The 16640-nt window shown below is 73.5% G+C and carries 13 protein-coding genes and 2 tRNA genes; 4 read left to right on the forward strand and 11 right to left on the reverse strand.

The features are described 5' to 3' along the window. Window positions 1-15 precede the first annotated feature (15 nt). Complete coding sequence (locus tag Q0994_RS01405; protein WP_299527765.1) at window positions 16-1257, reverse strand: M6 family metalloprotease domain-containing protein; 1242 nt, start codon at window positions 1255-1257, stop codon at window positions 16-18. Between the two features lie 720 nt (window positions 1258-1977). Here Q0994_RS01405 and Q0994_RS01410 point away from each other — a divergent pair. Next, the gene (locus tag Q0994_RS01410; RefSeq protein ID WP_299528133.1) at window positions 1978-3723 is read left to right on the forward strand and encodes a bifunctional diguanylate cyclase/phosphodiesterase; all 1746 of its coding nucleotides are present in this window, start codon (window positions 1978-1980) and stop codon (window positions 3721-3723) included. A 122-nt stretch (window positions 3724-3845) separates the two neighbouring features. Here Q0994_RS01410 and Q0994_RS01415 read toward each other — a convergent pair whose 3' ends face one another. Both Q0994_RS01415 and Q0994_RS01420 read right to left on the reverse strand, forming a co-directional pair. Further along, window positions 3846-4943 (reverse strand): LLM class flavin-dependent oxidoreductase, encoded by a 1098-nt coding sequence (locus Q0994_RS01415; RefSeq protein ID WP_299527767.1) that lies wholly within the window; start codon window positions 4941-4943, stop codon window positions 3846-3848. Between the two features lie 107 nt (window positions 4944-5050). Further along, complete coding sequence (locus Q0994_RS01420; protein WP_299527769.1) at window positions 5051-5815, reverse strand: decarboxylase; 765 nt, start codon at window positions 5813-5815, stop codon at window positions 5051-5053. Window positions 5816-6247: 432 nt separating this feature from the next. Here Q0994_RS01420 and Q0994_RS01425 point away from each other — a divergent pair, with 432 nt between their 5' ends. After that, window positions 6248-7006, forward strand: coding sequence for an IclR family transcriptional regulator (locus Q0994_RS01425; protein ID WP_299527771.1), 759 nt, complete (start codon window positions 6248-6250; stop codon window positions 7004-7006). Window positions 7007-7094: 88 nt separating this feature from the next. Further along, window positions 7095-7168: transfer RNA gene (locus Q0994_RS01430), tRNA-Lys, on the forward strand. Between the two features lie 109 nt (window positions 7169-7277). Here Q0994_RS01430 and Q0994_RS01435 read toward each other — a convergent pair. From Q0994_RS01435 to Q0994_RS01445, 3 genes are all read right to left on the reverse strand, one after another. Continuing rightward, a complete protein-coding gene (locus Q0994_RS01435; protein WP_299527773.1) occupies window positions 7278-7868 on the reverse strand; it encodes a lytic polysaccharide monooxygenase in 591 nt (196 codons plus the stop codon). A gap of 200 nt (window positions 7869-8068) precedes the next feature. Next, a complete protein-coding gene (locus Q0994_RS01440) occupies window positions 8069-9760 on the reverse strand; it encodes an SPFH domain-containing protein (protein WP_299527775.1) in 1692 nt (563 codons plus the stop codon). A gap of 166 nt (window positions 9761-9926) precedes the next feature. Then, window positions 9927-11219 carry a peptidoglycan-binding protein gene (locus tag Q0994_RS01445; RefSeq protein WP_299527777.1) on the reverse strand — a complete coding sequence of 431 codons (1293 nt, stop codon included), beginning with the start codon at window positions 11217-11219 and terminating at the stop codon, window positions 9927-9929. A gap of 186 nt (window positions 11220-11405) precedes the next feature. Here Q0994_RS01445 and Q0994_RS01450 point away from each other — a divergent pair. Beyond that, window positions 11406-11479, forward strand: a tRNA-Lys gene (locus Q0994_RS01450). Window positions 11480-11741: 262 nt separating this feature from the next. Here Q0994_RS01450 and Q0994_RS01455 read toward each other — a convergent pair. The 5 genes from Q0994_RS01455 to Q0994_RS01475 all read right to left on the reverse strand — a co-directional run bounded on the left by Q0994_RS01455 (window position 11742) and on the right by Q0994_RS01475 (window position 16625). Further along, the gene (locus Q0994_RS01455) at window positions 11742-12422 is read right to left on the reverse strand and encodes a class F sortase (RefSeq protein WP_299527779.1); all 681 of its coding nucleotides are present in this window, start codon (window positions 12420-12422) and stop codon (window positions 11742-11744) included. A gap of 1 nt (window position 12423) precedes the next feature. Then, a complete protein-coding gene (locus Q0994_RS01460; protein WP_299527781.1) occupies window positions 12424-12963 on the reverse strand; it encodes a hypothetical protein in 540 nt (179 codons plus the stop codon). A gap of 78 nt (window positions 12964-13041) precedes the next feature. After that, window positions 13042-13833 (reverse strand): HAD-IIA family hydrolase, encoded by a 792-nt coding sequence (locus Q0994_RS01465; protein ID WP_299527784.1) that lies wholly within the window; start codon window positions 13831-13833, stop codon window positions 13042-13044. A gap of 103 nt (window positions 13834-13936) precedes the next feature. Further along, complete coding sequence (locus Q0994_RS01470) at window positions 13937-15430, reverse strand: alkaline phosphatase family protein (protein WP_299527786.1); 1494 nt, start codon at window positions 15428-15430, stop codon at window positions 13937-13939. A 136-nt stretch (window positions 15431-15566) separates the two neighbouring features. After that, on the reverse strand, window positions 15567-16625 hold the full coding sequence (locus tag Q0994_RS01475) for a 2-aminoethylphosphonate ABC transporter substrate-binding protein (RefSeq protein ID WP_299527788.1): 1059 nt from the start codon (window positions 16623-16625) through the stop codon (window positions 15567-15569). Between the last annotated feature and the right edge of the window lie 15 nt (window positions 16626-16640).

Consider the following 16640-nt stretch of genomic DNA (forward strand, 5'->3'; position numbering starts at 1 on the left):
GGGTCGGCCGGGCCGTCATACCCCGGTGGTGATGCGCACGGTCCACGCCCCGGACGGGGTGCGGTCGGCGACCTCGATCCGGGTCCGCTCCTCGGGCAGCGTGAAGGTCTCCCCCTCCCGCAGCGGCGCGTCGGCCAGCGGCGGGTATACCGACCGGTCCCAGCACGCCTCGGTCTCCGGGTGGGCGTCGACCACCTCGACCGGGCCGCCGCCGGAGGCGGTGCCGCCGCGCACCCGGTAGATCAGCACCCCCTCGGAGCAGGTGTGGCGGTCGTTTCCGGTGGCGCCGCGCGCCTCGACGGCGAGCACGCTGTCCTCGCCGGTGCGGACCACCGCCAGTCGGGTGCCGAGCGTCCCGCCGGGTACCGGCGCCGCCGCGACCGGCTCCAGGGTGAGGTCGGCACGGCCCTGCACGCAGACGATCTGCCGGTCGTCGATCCAGCCGAGCTTCCACTTGTGCCAGCCGAAGAGGTCCGGCGCCAGACCGAACTGGCTGCCCATGACGTCCCAGTCGCCGACGTGGGTGTCCCAGTCGCCCTTGCCGTCCTCGGGCCGGTGGTAGAGGTCCGCGAGGTCGAAGACGTGCCCGGTCTCGTGGGCCAGCACGTTGCGGTCCGGCGGGTGCTGCTCGAAGACGGTGACGACGCGCTTGACGTCCGCGCCGTCCGCGCGCATCGGCCGGTCGAAGTTGACCACCTTGGTGGCGTCGGAGTCCACGCCCGGCGCGTCCGGATCGGCGACCAGGTAGACGATGTCGTACCGGGAGAAGTCGACCCGGTCGTCCGCCGCCTCGATCGCGTCGCGCAGGTAGGCGGTGCGCCGGCCGGAGTCCCAGTCGCGCTCTATGCCGTACCAGGTCGAGTCGCGCGGCATCGGCGTCCACCGGTCCATCGGGTGCGGGCGCAGCGTGAAGGCGCCGTAGCTCGCGCGCTCGAAGAAGCGGGTGGTGGAGGGGAAGTAGTCGGCGGTCAGGACCTCGGGGCCGACCACGGGTTCGGCGTCCGGGAAGGACAGGAAGATCATGACCGCGTCGAGCCGGTGGTCGGGGCGCGGATAGGAGCCGTTCCAGTCGTCCAGGCCGAGCGAGTGGTGCGCGGGCGTACGGGGCAGCACGCAGGGTTCGAGGTCGTCGGTCGCCGCCACGGCGGGCCCGGCGACCAGTGAGGTCGCGGCGAGTGCCATGAGGGCGGTGAGCGCCGCCGCCAGTCCGCGCGGACTCGGCCTCTCCACCCCCCGGGGTCCGTGCTGGCGACGCACCTTCACCTCCGGATGGGGGAACTCGAGACACCCACCAGCCTGGGACGGACGCCCTCGGCGCGCCCGTTGGGCTGCACCACTCGGGTCAGGGCCCCGCGGTCCCGTGGGCGCGCGTCCCGCGTTCCGCCGCGCGGCCACCCGATCGATCACGTACAGTCACAGGTGATCATCTCGCCCTGCCGAAGAATCAACTGGAGGGCAGGGCCGCATGCCACCGGAACAGAATCGATCAGTACCGGATAAATCGGATGAGCTTCACCAGCGCGCCGATCACCGCGCGCATGCTCCGCGGCAGAGCCCTCGGCACGGGTGCCGCACCCGGGACGGGCAGTGGGCTGGAACGGCCAACGCCCCACCCTCTATGCTTCCTGACGTTTCCCCCGTGCCTCCGGCCCGGCCGGAAACGGAGCCACCAGGTACCCGTCACCGGCATCCGTCCACGACATCGGTCCACAACGATCAGCACAGCGGGAGCAAGCGGTGAGCGGAACCTCCGAAGAGCCGGGGCCCGCAGCGGGGACCCCCTCCGGCACCGCACCCCGGACGGTCACGGAGGGTGAAGCTTCGGGGTGCGCCACGGCCGACGCGCCGGAGCCCACCGACCGCGCCTCCGCGCCGCCCGACGAGCCCGACGAGCCCGCCGAGCCCGCCGAGCCCGCCGAGCCCGCCGAGAACGCCCTCCCGCCCGCCCAGGACGCCACGTCGCGCGCCGAGGCCGAACTGCGCGACTACCGGGCGGCGTTCCGGATCTCCCCCACGGCGATGGCGGTGCTGGACGGCGCCGGCCGGGTCGTCCGGGCCAACGACGCCCTCGGCGGCCTGGTGGGAGCGGTCCCCGCCGACCTGACCGCGCGACCGGCCGCCGAGCTGGTCGGGCTCGGCCCGGAGGACCACGCCTGGCGCCCCTACCGCGAGGTGCTGCGCGGGCGGCGCTCCCGTTTCCACTGCACCCGCCGGCTCAAGCACCCCGACGGGCGCCCGGTGTGGGCGGAGATCACCGTGGTGCCGATCAGCGTCACCACCGCGGCCGATCCGGGCCGGGCGCTGCTGTCGGTCGCGGACGTCAGCGACCGGCGGGAACTGCGCCAGCGGCTGCGCCACCTCCAGATGCACGACCCGGTGACCCGGCTGCCCAACCGGACCCTGTTCTTCGAGCGCCTCACCGCCGCCCTGGAGATCCCGCCCTACCCGGACGGCTCGCCGGTGCCGCACCGCGGCCGGATCGGGGTCTGCTACCTGGACCTGGACGGGTTCAAGGCCGTCAACGACACCCTGGGCCACCGGACCGGCGACCGGCTGCTGGCCGCCGTCGCCGCCCGCCTCAACGAATGCGCCGGGCGCGATCCCTTCCACCACGACGGCAGCCACCTCGTCGCACGGCTGGGCGGCGACGAGTTCGCCGTGCTGGTGGAGGAGTCGACCGGCACCCGGCAGCTCGTCGACCTGGCCGACGCCCTGCTCGGCGCCGTGCAGCAGCCGTTCGACCTGGAGGGGCAGCGGCTCTCCGTCTCGGCCTCGATCGGCGTGGTCGAACGGCCCTGCGCCGGCACCACGCCCACCGGGCTGATGCAGGCGGCGGACACCACGCTGTTCTGGGCGAAAGCCGACGGCAAGTCCCGTTGGACCCTCTTCGACCCGGAGCGCAACGCCCACCGGATGACCCGTCAGGCACTCTCCTCCACGCTCCGGCCGGCGGTGGAGCGCGGCGAGTTCACCGTGGAGTACCAGCCGCTGGTGGACATGGCGGGCGGCGCGGTGCGCGGGGTGGAGGCGCTGGTGCGCTGGAACCACCCGCAGTTCGGCGTGCTCTCGCCGAATCGGTTCATCGCCATCGCCGAGGAGGACGGCTCGATCGTGCCGCTGGGCCGCTGGGTGCTGCGCACCGCCTGCCGGCAGGCCCGCGACTGGCAGCTCGGACACCCGGGCCGCCCACCGCTGTTCGTCAGCGTGAACGTCGCGGTGCGCCAGGTGTGGGACTCCGACCTGGTGTCCGACGTGGCCGACATCCTGACCGAGACGGGGCTCGAACCGGGGCTCCTCCAGCTCGAACTGACGGAGTCCGCGGTGATGGGGTCGGCCGGCCGGCCGCTGCGCGCGCTCCAGGAGCTGAGCGACATGGGGGTGCGCATCGCCATCGACGACTTCGGCACCGGCTACTCCAACCTCGCCTACCTCAGCCGGCTGCCGGTCTCGGTGCTGAAGCTGGACGGTTCCTTCGTGCGCGGCTTCCGCTACGACGACGGCGCCCGCCCCAGCGAGGCCGACGAGACGATCGTGGAGGCCATGGTCCACCTCGCGCACCGGCTGGGCCTCACGGTCACGGCGGAGTGCGTGGAGACCGCGGGCCAGGCGGAGCGGCTGCGCCGGATCGGCTGCGACACCGGCCAGGGGTGGCTGTACTCACGGGCGGTCGCCCCGGAGCGGATCGCGCACCTGATCGGCTCCGGCGGCGTGCCGACCGGCTGACCGCCGCCCGGCCCGAAACCGCCGCCCCGCAACGGACCGACCGCTTCCCGGACGCGCCGCGGGGGCCGGCCCGGCGCGGGGTCGCCCCGCGCGGACCGGCCCCCGGTGGGACCGTGCCGCCGTCAGGCGGTGGGCAGCCCGTAGGCGTCCGCGACCAGTTCGTAGCTGCGCAGCCGGGCGTCGCCGGTGTGGGCGTTGGCGGTGAGCATCAGCTCGTCGGCGCCGGTCCGCTTGACCAGCGCGTCGAGTCCGTCGCGCACCTGGTCGCCGGTGCCGTGCACGATGTTGGCCAGCCAACCGTCCACGAAGTCCCGCTCGGCCGGCCCGAAGACGTGGGCCTCGGCCTCCTCGGGGGTGGGGATCAGCCCCGGCCTGCCGGTGCGCAGCCGCAGCATGGACAGGGCGCCGGTCAGCACCTGGCGGCGCGCCTCGCGCTCGTCGTCGGCCGCCAGCGCGGACACGCCGATCAGGGCGTAGGGGGCGTCGAGCACGGCCGAGGGGCGGAACGACTCGCGGTAGAGGTCGAGTGCCGGGACGGTGTTCTGCGCCGAGAAGTGGTGGGCGAAGGCGAACGGCAGCCCGAGCATCCCGGCGAGCCGGGCGCTGAAGCCGGAGGAGCCCAGCAGCCAGACCGGCGGCCGGGCCGGGGACTGCACGCCGCCCTCGGCGGTCGCCTGCACCGGGCCGGGCACCGCGTGGATGCGAGCGTAGGGGTGACCGTCGGGGAAGTCGTCGTCCAGGAACCGGATCAGCTCGGAGAGCTGCTGCGGGAAGTCGTCCGCGCCCTCGTTCAGCCGGTCCGTGCGGCGCAGCGCGGCGGCGGTCGCCCCGTCGGTGCCGGGGGCGCGGCCGAGTCCGAGGTCGACGCGGCCCGGGGCCAGCGCCTCCAGGGTGCCGAACTGCTCGGCGATCACCAGCGGGGCGTGGTTGGGCAGCATGACGCCGCCGGAGCCCAGCCGCACCCGCCCGGTGTGGGCCGCGAGGTGGGCCAGGATCACGGCGGGCGACGACGAGGCGATGCCCGGCATGGAGTGGTGCTCGGCGACCCAGTAGCGGTGGTAGCCGCGACGGTCGGCGAGCTTGGCGATGTCCACGGCGCTCGCGAGCGCCTGGGAGGCGGTGTGCCCCTGTCCCACGCCCACCAGGTCCAGCACCGACAGCGGCACGGGGGCCGTGCCGATCGCGGTGCCACGGATCTCGTCGCCTCGGTTCTCTTCCACGTGTGGGCCTCTCCCGGTGCTGCTGGTCGTACGTTCGCGTATCGACCCGCAACAACAGGAGGTGGGCTCCGCTTATTCCCCGGCGACCGCCGGACCGGCCGTCCCGCTCACTCGCGGACCTCGATGCCGTGCGGCTCCACCGCGCCGGGCAGGGGCTCGCGGGTGGCGAACAGGGCGCCCAGCTCGGGGGCCCGGATGCGGCGCTCGGCCAGCCGCAGCCCCTCCCACACGGTGACCTGGTTGGCGGTGAGCACCGGCTTGCCCAGCAGGCCCTCCAGCTCCGTCAGGTGTGCGGCGGTGTGCAGGGCGGTGTCCGGCAGCAGCAGGGCCTCGGCGTCCGGGTGGTCCCCGGCGACCGCCAGCTCCCTGATCATCGGCAGGTCCCAGCCCGCGACCTCGGCCGCGGTGATGATCCCGCTGCCCCGGGTGGCGACGACCTCGACACTGGCGGCGCCCAGGAAGTCGGCGAAGAGCCCGGCCACCCCCTCCGGGTAGGTCGCGGCGACGGCGACCCGGCGGACGCCCAGCTCCTGGACCGCGTGCACGAAGGCGAACGAGGTGCTGGAGGCGGGCAGTCCCGCCGCCCGCGCCAGCCCGGCGATCTGCCGGTGCGCGCCGTCCCAGCCGTAGACGAAGCTGCCGCCGGTGCAGGCCCACACCAGCGCCTCGGCCCCGGCCAGCCGCAGTTCCTCCACCCCGGCCTCCAGCCGGGCCGGGGCGCCCAGTTCGCGCAGCGCTTCGGGGTGGCGGACGTCCTCTCCCGTGCCCGTGCGGAACAGGGGCAGTCTGATGTCGCTGTCCAGCGTGATCTCGATCCGCGGGAAGTCGTCCTCGGCGCAGGCGCCCGGGTAGAGAAGTCCGACGGTGGTCATGTCCACCCTTCCTGTCGTCCGGGACGGCGGCGTCCCGGGGGTCTTCCGCTCCGACAGGGGTCCGTGCCGGGTCCACCGGACCCGGCGGCCCCTGCTCCCCTTCCAGTGTTCCCGACATCCGCCGACGCACCCACTCCGGCGGCGGCAGCCCCCGTGCCCCCTCGGAAACGGCGGGGCGAAGGGCCGCAGGGGAAGATTCTTCGTCCGCCCTCCGGGGTTCGCACACACGCGCGAGCGGCTCGGCCCGGTGCCGTGACCAGCCGTCCGACGCGTCGCCCGTGACTTCGGCATATGCCAGACGACCGCGCGGCAGGCAGGCGCGCCGGCGTTCCCGGATCAACCTGGCGACAGCACGCCTGCGCGGGCATTTCGGGGTCTATCGTGGGTCACCTGCTTGCGGTCGCACCGTCACACCTGGGGTAGGGGGACACCGTGGCACTGAGGCCCGAACCGACGGCGCCGTTCCTCGCGGTGCAGCACGCGCTGCGCGTGCTCGAGACCGTCTCGGCGTACGGCAGCGGCGTCACCGAGGACACGATCGCCCGCCGGACGGGGCTGCCGACCCCGCACCTGGGGTCGCTCCTGCTCACGCTGCGCCGCGAGGGATACGTCGAACAGGTCGCCGACGGCGCGTACGTCCTCGGCTCCCCGCTCCTCATGATGGGTTCCGGGGCGGCCCGCTGCCGGTCGCTGGAGTCCCGCCTCCAGACCATGCTGTCCCAGCTCCGGGACTCGGTCGGCGCGGCGGTCTACCTCAGCCGGTACGTCGACGGCGAGGTCGCGATCACCCAGGTCGCAGACGGCCCGCTCACCCCTGCGGTCAACGAGTGGGTGGACTTCCGCTCGGCCGCGCACGCCAGCGCGGTCGGCAAGTGCCTGCTGGCCCAGCTCGACCACGACGACCGCCGGGACCACATCTCCCGCCACAAGACGGCCCGGCTCACCTCGCGCACCATCACGGACGAGAAGGTCCTCTTCTCCCGGCTGGACAGCCACCCCTCGACCGTTCCGGTGCTGGACCTCCAGGAGTACGCCGTGGGGACGGTCTGCGCGGCGGTGCCGATGACCGCGGGCTCGTCGGCCGCCTGCCTGGCACTGTCGCTGCCCGTCGAGGACGCGCACCGGCTGCGCGCCGCGGCCGAGACGCTGAACCGGCGGGTCGCCCCGCTGCTGCTGTCGCTGGCCCTGTAGGCGCCGCCCCCCGGCGGGCCCGCCGGGGGCCTCCCTGTGGAGTGTCGTCAGCACCCTTCGGGACCAGGTATTATTTTCGAGTCAGCAGGCGCCGCTAGCTCAGTTGGTTAGAGCAGCTGACTCTTAATCAGCGGGTCCGGGGTTCGAGTCCCTGGCGGCGCACGACACGACGATGGGGCGGTCTCCGACTACGGAGACCGCCCCATCGCGTTGGTGTACGTGCCTTCCGCCGCCCGCCCCGCGGCGGAAGGTCATCCGGGACTCACGCCGGTCAGAACGTGACGTCCGAGCAGGCGTAGAACGCGTTGGTGGTGTCCGCCACGTTCCACACCGCCAGCACGAGGTGCCGGCCGCTCTTGCCGGACGGGATCGTGCCCTGGTGGGTCAGGGTCGCCGGCGGCTGCTGGTTGTTGTACGGCACCGTGAGGAACGGCTGCGCGTCCAGCGCCGCACGGGTCAGCGGCTTGGTGGGGTCCCACCCCTGCTTGGTGATGTAGTAGCGGAAGTCGCTCGTGGAGTGCCGGGCGGTGAACTGCCAGCGGAAGCCGTAGCTCTGGCCGGAGGTGACCTTGGTGGCCGGCCAGGCGCCGCCCCGCGCGTTGTCGAGCTGGGCGAACGTACTGTTGCCGCCGGAGCAGATCTTGCCGTCGGCGGGTCCCGCGGCCGGGAAGCCCTTGGGCCCCTCGACACTCTGCGGTTCCCACTGGATGTTGCCGCAGCCGGTGACGGTGCCGTTGGCACAGAGCTTCTGGCGGCTGATCGGCGAGTCGGTGTAGCCGTGGCTGCTGGCGCCGCCGGTGGCGAGCACCGAGACGCCCGCTATCGCCAGACCGACCACGGCCGCGCTTGCCCTTTTACGCATTGCTTCGCTCCTCGGACGTGGGGGATGTTCCTGAGTCACCCATGGGGTGTGAAGCGCACGGCCGTGCGGCGCCGCCCGTCGTGAACGGGCGGCACGGGGTTCTGCGGTCTAGACCAACTTCAGAGTAGGGACGCCGAATGAGCATGTCCAGACCAATGTGAGCACCATTCCGCTTTCCCTCCGCGTCCGTCCGGCGCGGCTCAGCCGCCCTCCGCACCGGCCCGTCCGGTGTAGAACGCCACCGTCAAGTCCTTGACCAGCGCCTTCCGTTCGTAGTCGTCGAGCTCCACCAGCCCCCGGGCGGTGAGCCGGCTGACGGTGTCGTCCACCGCGTCCACCACGGACGTCAGCACGCTGTCGCGGTGGCGGGCGTCGAGCGCCGCCACCCGGCGCCGCTGCATCGCCGCCGCGACCTCGGGGGCGTACTCGATCCCGGTCGGCTGGGCCGAGTACACCTCCACGCCGACCGGTTCGCAGTCCGCCTTCAGCATCCGGGTCAGGGCGTCACCGACGGCCTCGGCGTCCCGCAGGGTCGGGGCGTCGTCGTGGAACGCGTCCGCGGGCAGCTGCGACAGCACCCGTGCCATCGCCGCCTCCACCTGCTGCCGCAGATAGCGCTCGTGGTCCGCGACCCCGAGCACCGCCCGCGCGGTGTCCCGGACACGCCAGACCACCAGCACCACGACCCGCAGCGCCGTGCCGTCCGCGTCCACCGCGGGCAGCGGCTCGCTGCGCCAGTGCCGCAGCCGCACGTCGACCCGGCGGCGCAGCAGCAGCGGCGACACCCAGAGCAGCCCGGTGCGCCGGACCGTCCCCCGGTAGTCCCCGAACAGGGTGAGCACACCGGCGTGCCCGACCCGGCCGCGGCCGAGGCCGCCGAACGCGAAGATCACCACCAGGACCAGCAGCGCGAGGAGCGCCCGGTAGCCGATGCCGATGCCGCCGTCCGGGCGGACCGGGAGGTGCAGCCCGGCGAGAGCGGCCGCGGGCAGCGCCCCGCACCACCAGAGCACCGCGAGCCCGGCGGCGGTGCCCAGCAGCCCGGTGAACAGGGCCGCCCAGCCGGGCAGCGCCGGACCGGGCCGCTCGGAGAGCCTGGGGTCGGCGGCCGGCGACGGGCGGGTCGGCGCCTGCACCCGGGGGTCGCGCGGGACCGGGGGCCGCCGCGCGCCCGGCGCAGGGCGGCGCGGCCCGGGGCCGGGCCGGGTCACGGCGAGCGGCCCGGAGCCCTCGCGCGGTCCGCCGACCTCGAAGAGTCCGGCCCCTCGGGGGTGCGCCGCACCCCCGGGGTCGTCGCGGAAGAGGAGATGGACGGGGATGGAGGCGGTGGTCTCGCTGCCGATGACCGCCTGCCGTCGCCCGTGCGCCCACCGGAGGTCGGCCGCGGAACCCTCGGCGGACCCGACCGACCCGGCGGACCCGGCGGACCCGGCGGAGGCCGACGACTGCGGCGCCCGGTCGCCCCCGGACAACGGGGCACGGTCCGGTGCGGGCGCGCGGGCCCGGTCGGGCGCGCCGATCCGGTCCGGTGGGGGTTCCGTGGCCCGGCCCCGTGCGGATTCCGGAGCCTGGCCCGGTGCGGGTTCTCGGGCCCGGTCCGGTGCGGGTTCCGGCGTCCCGGCCGGGGCCGGTACCGCGGTGGCGCCCCTCACCGGCGACGCGCCGCCGGCGACGGGCACCGAGACGGTCGCCGAGGCGGCGCGCAGCGAGGAGTCCACCGCCTCGCCGGGCGTCAGGTCCAGCACCATGTCCACGACCGTCGCCTCCGGCGCGTGCGGGCCGCCGCCGGGCACCTCTCCCCCGCCCGCCCCGCCCGGTACTCCCCCGCCCGCCGCATCCGGTCCGCCGGTCCCGCCGGTCTCCGTCGCGCCCCGGTCTCCGTCCGCGTCCATCCGTCCCTGTCCTCTCGCGTGCCCCGGCTGCCCGGAACCGCCTCCCGCTCCGCCCCTCGCGCCCTCCGGGCCCGTGCCCGCCGGGCCGTCCGGGCCGTCCGGGCCGTCCGTCACCGTGGATCGCATTCCGCCTCCGTCCTCTCCGTTCCGTCGTGCGACGAGCCGGTCATGCGAACAGCCGCCGCCAGGTCTCCGGCCCCGGGTAGCCGTCCGCGAGGGAACCGCGCCAGCCCTGGGCCCGCTGGAACGCCTCGACGTTGCGCCGGTCCGCCTCGGTCCAGCGCGGGCCGGGCCCCGAGGCGTAGTGGGCACCGAATCCCTTCTTCACCAACTGCCTGCCGAGCCGTTCGACATGGCTGTTGGACGCACCCGGCTTGAACCGGCCCCGGCCCGGGAACGCCGGAGCGGCGGCCGGGCTGCCGCCGGTGGCCGCTCCGGCGATGGAACGGCCACCTCCGGTGACCAGCAGGCGCCAGGTGCCGGGGCCGGGAAGGCCGTCGGCCTCGGCGCCCTTCCACCCCTGGGCCTGCTGGAACGCCCGGGTGGCACGCCGGTCGGCCTCGCTCCAGCGGGGGCCGGGCCCCGTGGTGTAGAAACGTTTTCCGCCGCGGGCGACGAGCATCTGGCCGAGCCGGGTGACGTGGGCGTTGTCGGCGCCCGGACCGAATCTCGACGCTCCGGGGAAGGCGGTCGAGGACCCGCTGCCGGCCGCCCCGTCGCTGACCCCCTTGTACCGGTAGGCGAGGTACTTGTCGGAGTGGGTCCAGTAGCCGAGCGGGGTGTTCTGCTTCCGCGTGGTGGGCTTGGTCTGCTCGTAGGCGAGATAGCTGGTGCGGGCGCTGTTCGCCCACCCGCCGAAGATCGTCACGTGCGATCCCCTGGCCGGGTCGGCCGGGTTGTGGAAGAGCAGGATGTCGCCGGGCAGCAGGTCCTGGCGGGAGATCCGGGTCGCGTACGCCGAGAGACTGCCGGTCCATTCGTTCCCGGCCAGGCCCCAGGCCATCGAGACGTAACCGGAGCAGTCCTGGCGGTAGCCGTCGGACCAGTACTTCTCCATGCTGTACGGGACCTTCGCGGTGACCCAGTTCTGCGCGCGGTCCATGATCTCGGCGCGGGTGAGGGGGCGCGGGGCGGATCCGGCCGACGGGGACCCTGAGGCTCCGGGTCCCTTGAGCGGTCCGGCCTGCCCCTGCGGCGAACCGGTGCCGGTGTCGGAGTCGCCGCCCGGACGGGCGGTCTGGGGGGCGTGGCCGGACGGTGCCGCCGCCCACGCCGCGCCCCCGGTCAGCGCCACTCCCGCGGCGGTCGCCAGCACGAGGGCGCGCCGGGCGCCGTGGGCCGCCGGGTGGCCGCCGCGGCGCAGCGGCGGTGTGCCGGCCGCGGTGCGCCGATGCGCGACACAGCCCGCACACGCGCAGTCGACAGCGGGTTCGTATTCCTCGAAGACCGGCAGGGTCATGCGATTCCCCTCCGCACTCGTCAAGATCTTTGGTCACGTCTGCAACGGGCGCCAGCGTCTCAACTCTGCCGACATGTCGCATTTTGACGGATCAACAGGAAAAAACGACCATCCGACAGGGCATGGCGTCGCAGAAATTGGTTCGGATCATGCTTCGGCGTCCGGTAAAGTTCTCCAGGTCAGCAGGCGCCGCTAGCTCAGTTGGTTAGAGCAGCTGACTCTTAATCAGCGGGTCCGGGGTTCGAGTCCCTGGCGGCGCACGCACAGTCAAGACCCCCTCACCACGCGTGAGGGGGTCTTGATCGTTGTCGGGTCATACTTCATCCTGCCCGGCCGCCCTTCGCGCCAGGCTCACTCCGTACGGTGACCCGGGGGTGACGCGCCGCCCGTTCCGCGCTCCCCTTTTCACCTCCGCGCGCCCCCTTCCGCGCCTTCGCCGGTCCGCAGACGGCCCCCGTACGCCGCCGCGCCCCGGTACGCGGGCGCGCACCGGGGGGGGCGGACGTCGCGGGGCCGTCCGGATCAGATTTGGCCGGCAGTCCCCGATTCCCCGGTCAGGTAGGCCGAGACGATCACGTTGGCGGTGTACGCGTGGGACTCCTCGTCGTACGCGCCGCCGCAGGTGATCAGCCTCAGCTCGGCCCTGCCGTCCTCGCGGGGGCCGTACGCCGTGCGCGCGTCGAACCGTTCGCGGGTGACGACCTGGACGTCGTCGACGGTGAACTCGGCGACGGTCCCGTCGGCACGCACCACCTCCACCTCGGCGCCGGGCCGCACCGTGCTGAGGCCGTAGAACACGGCCGGCCCGGTCTCGGTGTCGACGTGTCCGACGAAGAGCGAGGCCCCCGCCGCGCCGGGCTCGGTGCCGCCGCCGTACCAGCCGACGGTGTCCGGCACCTCGTACGGGGGCGGGTCGATGGCGCCCGAGGAGTCCAGCGCGCGCCGGACCACGGGGGCGTCGATGTCCACGGAGGGGATCTCCACCCGCTCCGGGGCGGCGCCGTCGAGGGGGGCGTGCGCGGGCGGCAGCGGCGCCCCGAGCGGACGGCCGACGGCGGCGACGTCGCCGGTGGTCGGCGCGGACACGCCGCCCGGGCCGTCGGTCGCCTCCCGCCCCCACAGCCAGAGTCCGCCGATCAGTACCGCCCAGGTGACTCCGGTGAGGAGCCGCCCGGTACCCGCCGGGCGGTCGGTGGCGCCCATGTCAGCCCACGGCCGGGCGACGGCGCCGGGCGCTGCGGAAGGCGACGGCGACGGCCGCGGCGGCGGCGAGCACCAGTCCGATCACCGCGTGCGGGGTGCCGGGGCCTTCGGAGCGGGCGCCCTGGCCGGCCAGGGCGGCGGTGCCGCCACCGCCCGCCTTCACCGGGGCGACCGGCGAGGGCCTGACGTCGTGGACCACGGTGAGGGTGCCGGTGGCCCGCCCGCCGCCCCGGCAGGTCAGCCAGACGTCGTAGGCGCCGGCGTCGGCGTCGGAGCGGATCCGGGCCTCGGCGACCAGGCCCTTCTCCTCGGCCGGGGCGAACCGCGCCTCGGAGACGAAGGCGTCGGAGTTGCCCGTGGCCTGCCTGCCCTTGCGGCAGGCGTCGGTCCGCAGTTCGACATCGTCGCCGGGGGCGAGGGCGGACGGGGTCACCGAGAGAGTGCCCCGGCCGTCGTCCTGACCGGCCAGGGCGACGGGCGCGGACAGCGATATCGCCGCGGCCGCAGTAGCGGCACAAAGAGTGAGGGGCAGTGAACGCATCGTAAACCTCCTGCTCGAAGGTTCACCTTCACCGCCCCCCGCCGCATCCGCACTGGGCCGGTCGGGCGACGTCCGCGGCTATCGGCCCAGGTCGACGAGTTCCACCAGGTCCGCGATCGACTCGACGACCGTGGAGGGGCGGAAGGGGTAGCGGTCGATGTCGGCGAGCGCGGTCAGCCCGGTGAGGACGAGGAAGGTCTGCATCCCGGCCTCCAGCCCCGCCAGCACGTCGGTGTCCATCCGGTCGCCGATCATGGCGCTGGTCTCGGAGTGCGCGCCGATGGCGTTGAGGCCGGTCCGCATCATCAGCGGGTTGGGCTTGCCCGCGAAGTAGGGGTCCTTGCCGGTGGCCTTGGTGATGAGGGCGGCGACGGAGCCGGTGGCGGGCAGCGGGCCCTCGGCGGAGGGGCCGGTCTCGTCGGGGTTGGTGCAGATGAACCGGGCGCCGCCGTTGATCAGCCGGATGGCCTTGGTGAGCGCCTCGAAGCTGTAGGTGCGGGTCTCGCCGAGGACCACGTAGTCCGGGTCGTGGTCGGTCAGGACGTAACCGATGTCGTGCAGCGCGGTGGTGAGGCCGGCCTCGCCGATGACGTACGCGGTGCCGCCCGGACGCTGGTCGTCCAGGAACTGGGCGGTGGCCAGGGCCGAGGTCCAGATGTTGGCGACCGGGACGTCCAGGCCCATCCGCTTGAGCCGGGCGTGCAGGTCGCGGGCGGTGTAGATGGAGTTGTTGGTGAGGACCAGGAAGGGCAGTCCGGAATCCCTGAGCCGCTTGATGAAGGCGTCGGCGCCCGGGATCGGCGTGCCCTCGTGGATGAGGACGCCGTCCATGTCGGTGAGCCAGGATTCGATCGGCTTGCGCTCTGCCATCTGTCGGACTCCTGCCGTGCGTGCGGGGTGCGGGACGCCGGCGGGCACCGCGGTGTGCAGCGCCGACGTCCCCGAGTTTAGGGCTGACCCGCGCCCCCGGTGATCAGGAGGCGGTGAGCGAGACGCCGTCGACGGTCCAGAACCAGTTGTTGCCGCCGGTGTAGCGGAAGCGGACGCGGGCGCTGGTGGCGCCGGCCGGGACCCGGAGGGTGATCGCCTCGACGCGGGAGGAGGTGTCGGCGGTGTACGTCTTCACGGAGACGGGGGTCGCCCCGTTCCAGGAGACGAGGACCTCGCCCTTCTGCGGCGACTCCTGGCGGTAGAGGGTGGTGTAGCGCAGCACGGCGGTGGAGCCGCCGGTGACCGGCCAGGCGGGGCCGACGAGGGTGGAGTCGAAGGTGCCGGAGGAGCTCTTGTCGACCCACTCGTCGCCGTCCGCGACGGCGAAGACGTTGCGGGCGCGGACGTTGGACTCGCGCTGCTGGCCGCGCTCGGCGGCGGTCCAGAACTCGTCGGTGGTGAAGGACCAGCCGCGCCACTCGGTCATGCCGCCGGTGCCCATCGCGGTGTTCTCGACGGACCAGCCGGCCGGCGGGGTGTGGGTGAAGCCGATGACGGCGGCGCCGATGCCGGTCTCGTCGACGCGGGTGGTGAGCTGCGGGCGCAGGGTGTCGAAGGCGTCGGCCACCGGGGTCTGCAACGGGCGGCCGTCCAGTCCCCAGGAGGGGTCGGCGGCGATGCCGAGGTGGGCGAGGGCGGAGGCGGCGACGTCGGGCATCTTGATGTCGTGGCGGGTGGTGCCGGCTGTGATCGCGCTGCCCTTGGCGATGAGGAAGGTCTGCCGCTCGGGGTCGCTGTTGCCGCCGTGACCGCCCGCGTCGGTGTGGCCGTGGTCGGTGGTGACCATGATCAGCCAGTCCTCGGAGGCGTACGTGGGACGGGCGGCGACGGCGGCGACGATCTGGCCGACCTGGGCGTCCGCGGTCTGGATCGCGGCGGTGTACTGGCTGCTCGCGGCGCCGTAGCCGTGGCCCGCGTGGTCGATGTTGTCGAGGTGGACGAAGACCGCGTCGCGGTTGCCGTCGCGGAGTTCGGCCACGGCCCGGCTCGTGGTCCCGGTGTCGTACTCGGCGGACGGGGTGGAGACCCGGCTGTCGACGGCCGCGGAGAAGATCGTGGTGGTGACCGGTGACCAGGAGGCGACGGCGTAGGTCGAGAGGGCGGGCTTCGCGGTCTCGATCCGGGTGAGGAAGTCGGGGTACTTCGCGAAGGCGTTGCCGGTGAAGGCGTTGTCCTTGACCAGGTGCTTGTCCGGCCAGACGCCGGTGATGATCGTGGACCAGCCGGGGCCGGACATGGTGGGGGCCAGCGGTTCCGCGTAGATGCGGCTGGGGGCGGTGACTCCGCCGGCCATCAGGGCGTCGAGGTTCGGCGTGGCGGCCGCCTGGATGCGGCCGAGCAGCGCTCCGTCCAGGCCGATGACCAGGACCTTGGGGGTGCGGGCGGCGGCGCGGGCGGGGACGGCGGCGAGCGGGGCCGCCGCGGTGGCGAGCGCGGCGGTCAGGAGCACGGTGCGGCGGGACGGTCCTGCGGTCATGCGAGAGCCTCCGGGTCACATGGGTGTGTCCGGTCCTCCGCGGGGCGCGGAGGGCCGGACACACGGTCCAGACCTGTTATCTTTCCGCGATAAAACGCTGAGGTCGATAGTCCTTCGGTGAATCGTCCGGCAACGATCAGCTTCCGGTCGCCGTCTTCCAGGCGTCGACGTAGTCGTCGAGGTGGGTGCCGATGTCCGACCAGTCCGGCTCGAAGACTTCCACGCCCTCGATCAGCTTGGCCAGCTCGACGGCGTTGGCGTCGGTCGCCTCGATGTCCGAGCGGGCGGAGAACCCGCCGCCGACGGCGCTGACCTGCTGCTGGGCCTGCTCGGAGAGCATGAAGTCGAGGAGCTTCCTGCCGTTCTCCGTGTGCGGGGCCTTGTCGACCAGACCGGCCGCGTACGGCAGGGCGAAGGTCGTCGCCCTGCCGTCGCTCCCGGCCGGGAACCAGATGCCGAGGTTCGGCATGTCCTTGGACTGGGCGAAGTTCATCTGCACGTCACCGTTGGCGACGAGCAGTTCGCCCTTGTCCACCTTGGGCGCGAGCTTGCCGGTGGAGGCGGACGGGCCGACGTTGTTGGTCTGGAGCTTCTTCAGGTACTCCATCGCCGGCTCCTTGCCGCCGAAGTCGTGCATGGCCTTGATGAGGACGGCGGTGCCGTCGCCCGCCACACCCGGGGTGGAGTACTGGACCTTCTCCTTGTAGGACGGGTCGAGCAGTTCGTCCCAGGTCTTCGGGGCGGTCTTCAGCTCGCTCTTGTTGTAGACGAAGCCGAAGTAGTTGTTGACGACGGAGGTCCAGGCACCGTCCGCCGCCTTGTCGGCGCCGTCGACCCGGTCGGAGCCGGCCGGGGTGTACTTCTGCAGCAGCCCCTTGGCGTCGGCCTGCTGGATGAAGGGCGGCAGGGTGACGAGGACGTCGGCCTGGGTGTTGGTCTTCTCGCGCAGGGTGCGCTGGACCATCTCGCCCGAGCCGCCCTCGACGTACTCGACCTTGATGCCGGTCTTCTTCTCGAAGTCGGCGAAGACCTTGTCGTACCAGCCGTCGTTGTTCTCGCCCTTGAGACCGTCGGCGCTGTAGACGGTGACGACCTTCTCGTCGGAGGCGGCCGAGGAACCGCCGCAGGCGGAGAGGGTGGCCGCGAGGGCCAGGCAACCGGTCACGGCCGCCATCGGCTTGAGGTGGGTGCGCATGGGTGTGACTCCTGG

Origin of the sequence: uncultured Streptomyces sp. (assembly GCF_947488945.1) — a bacterium.
In the GTDB taxonomy this organism is placed as follows: Bacteria; Actinomycetota; Actinomycetes; order Streptomycetales; family Streptomycetaceae; genus Streptomyces.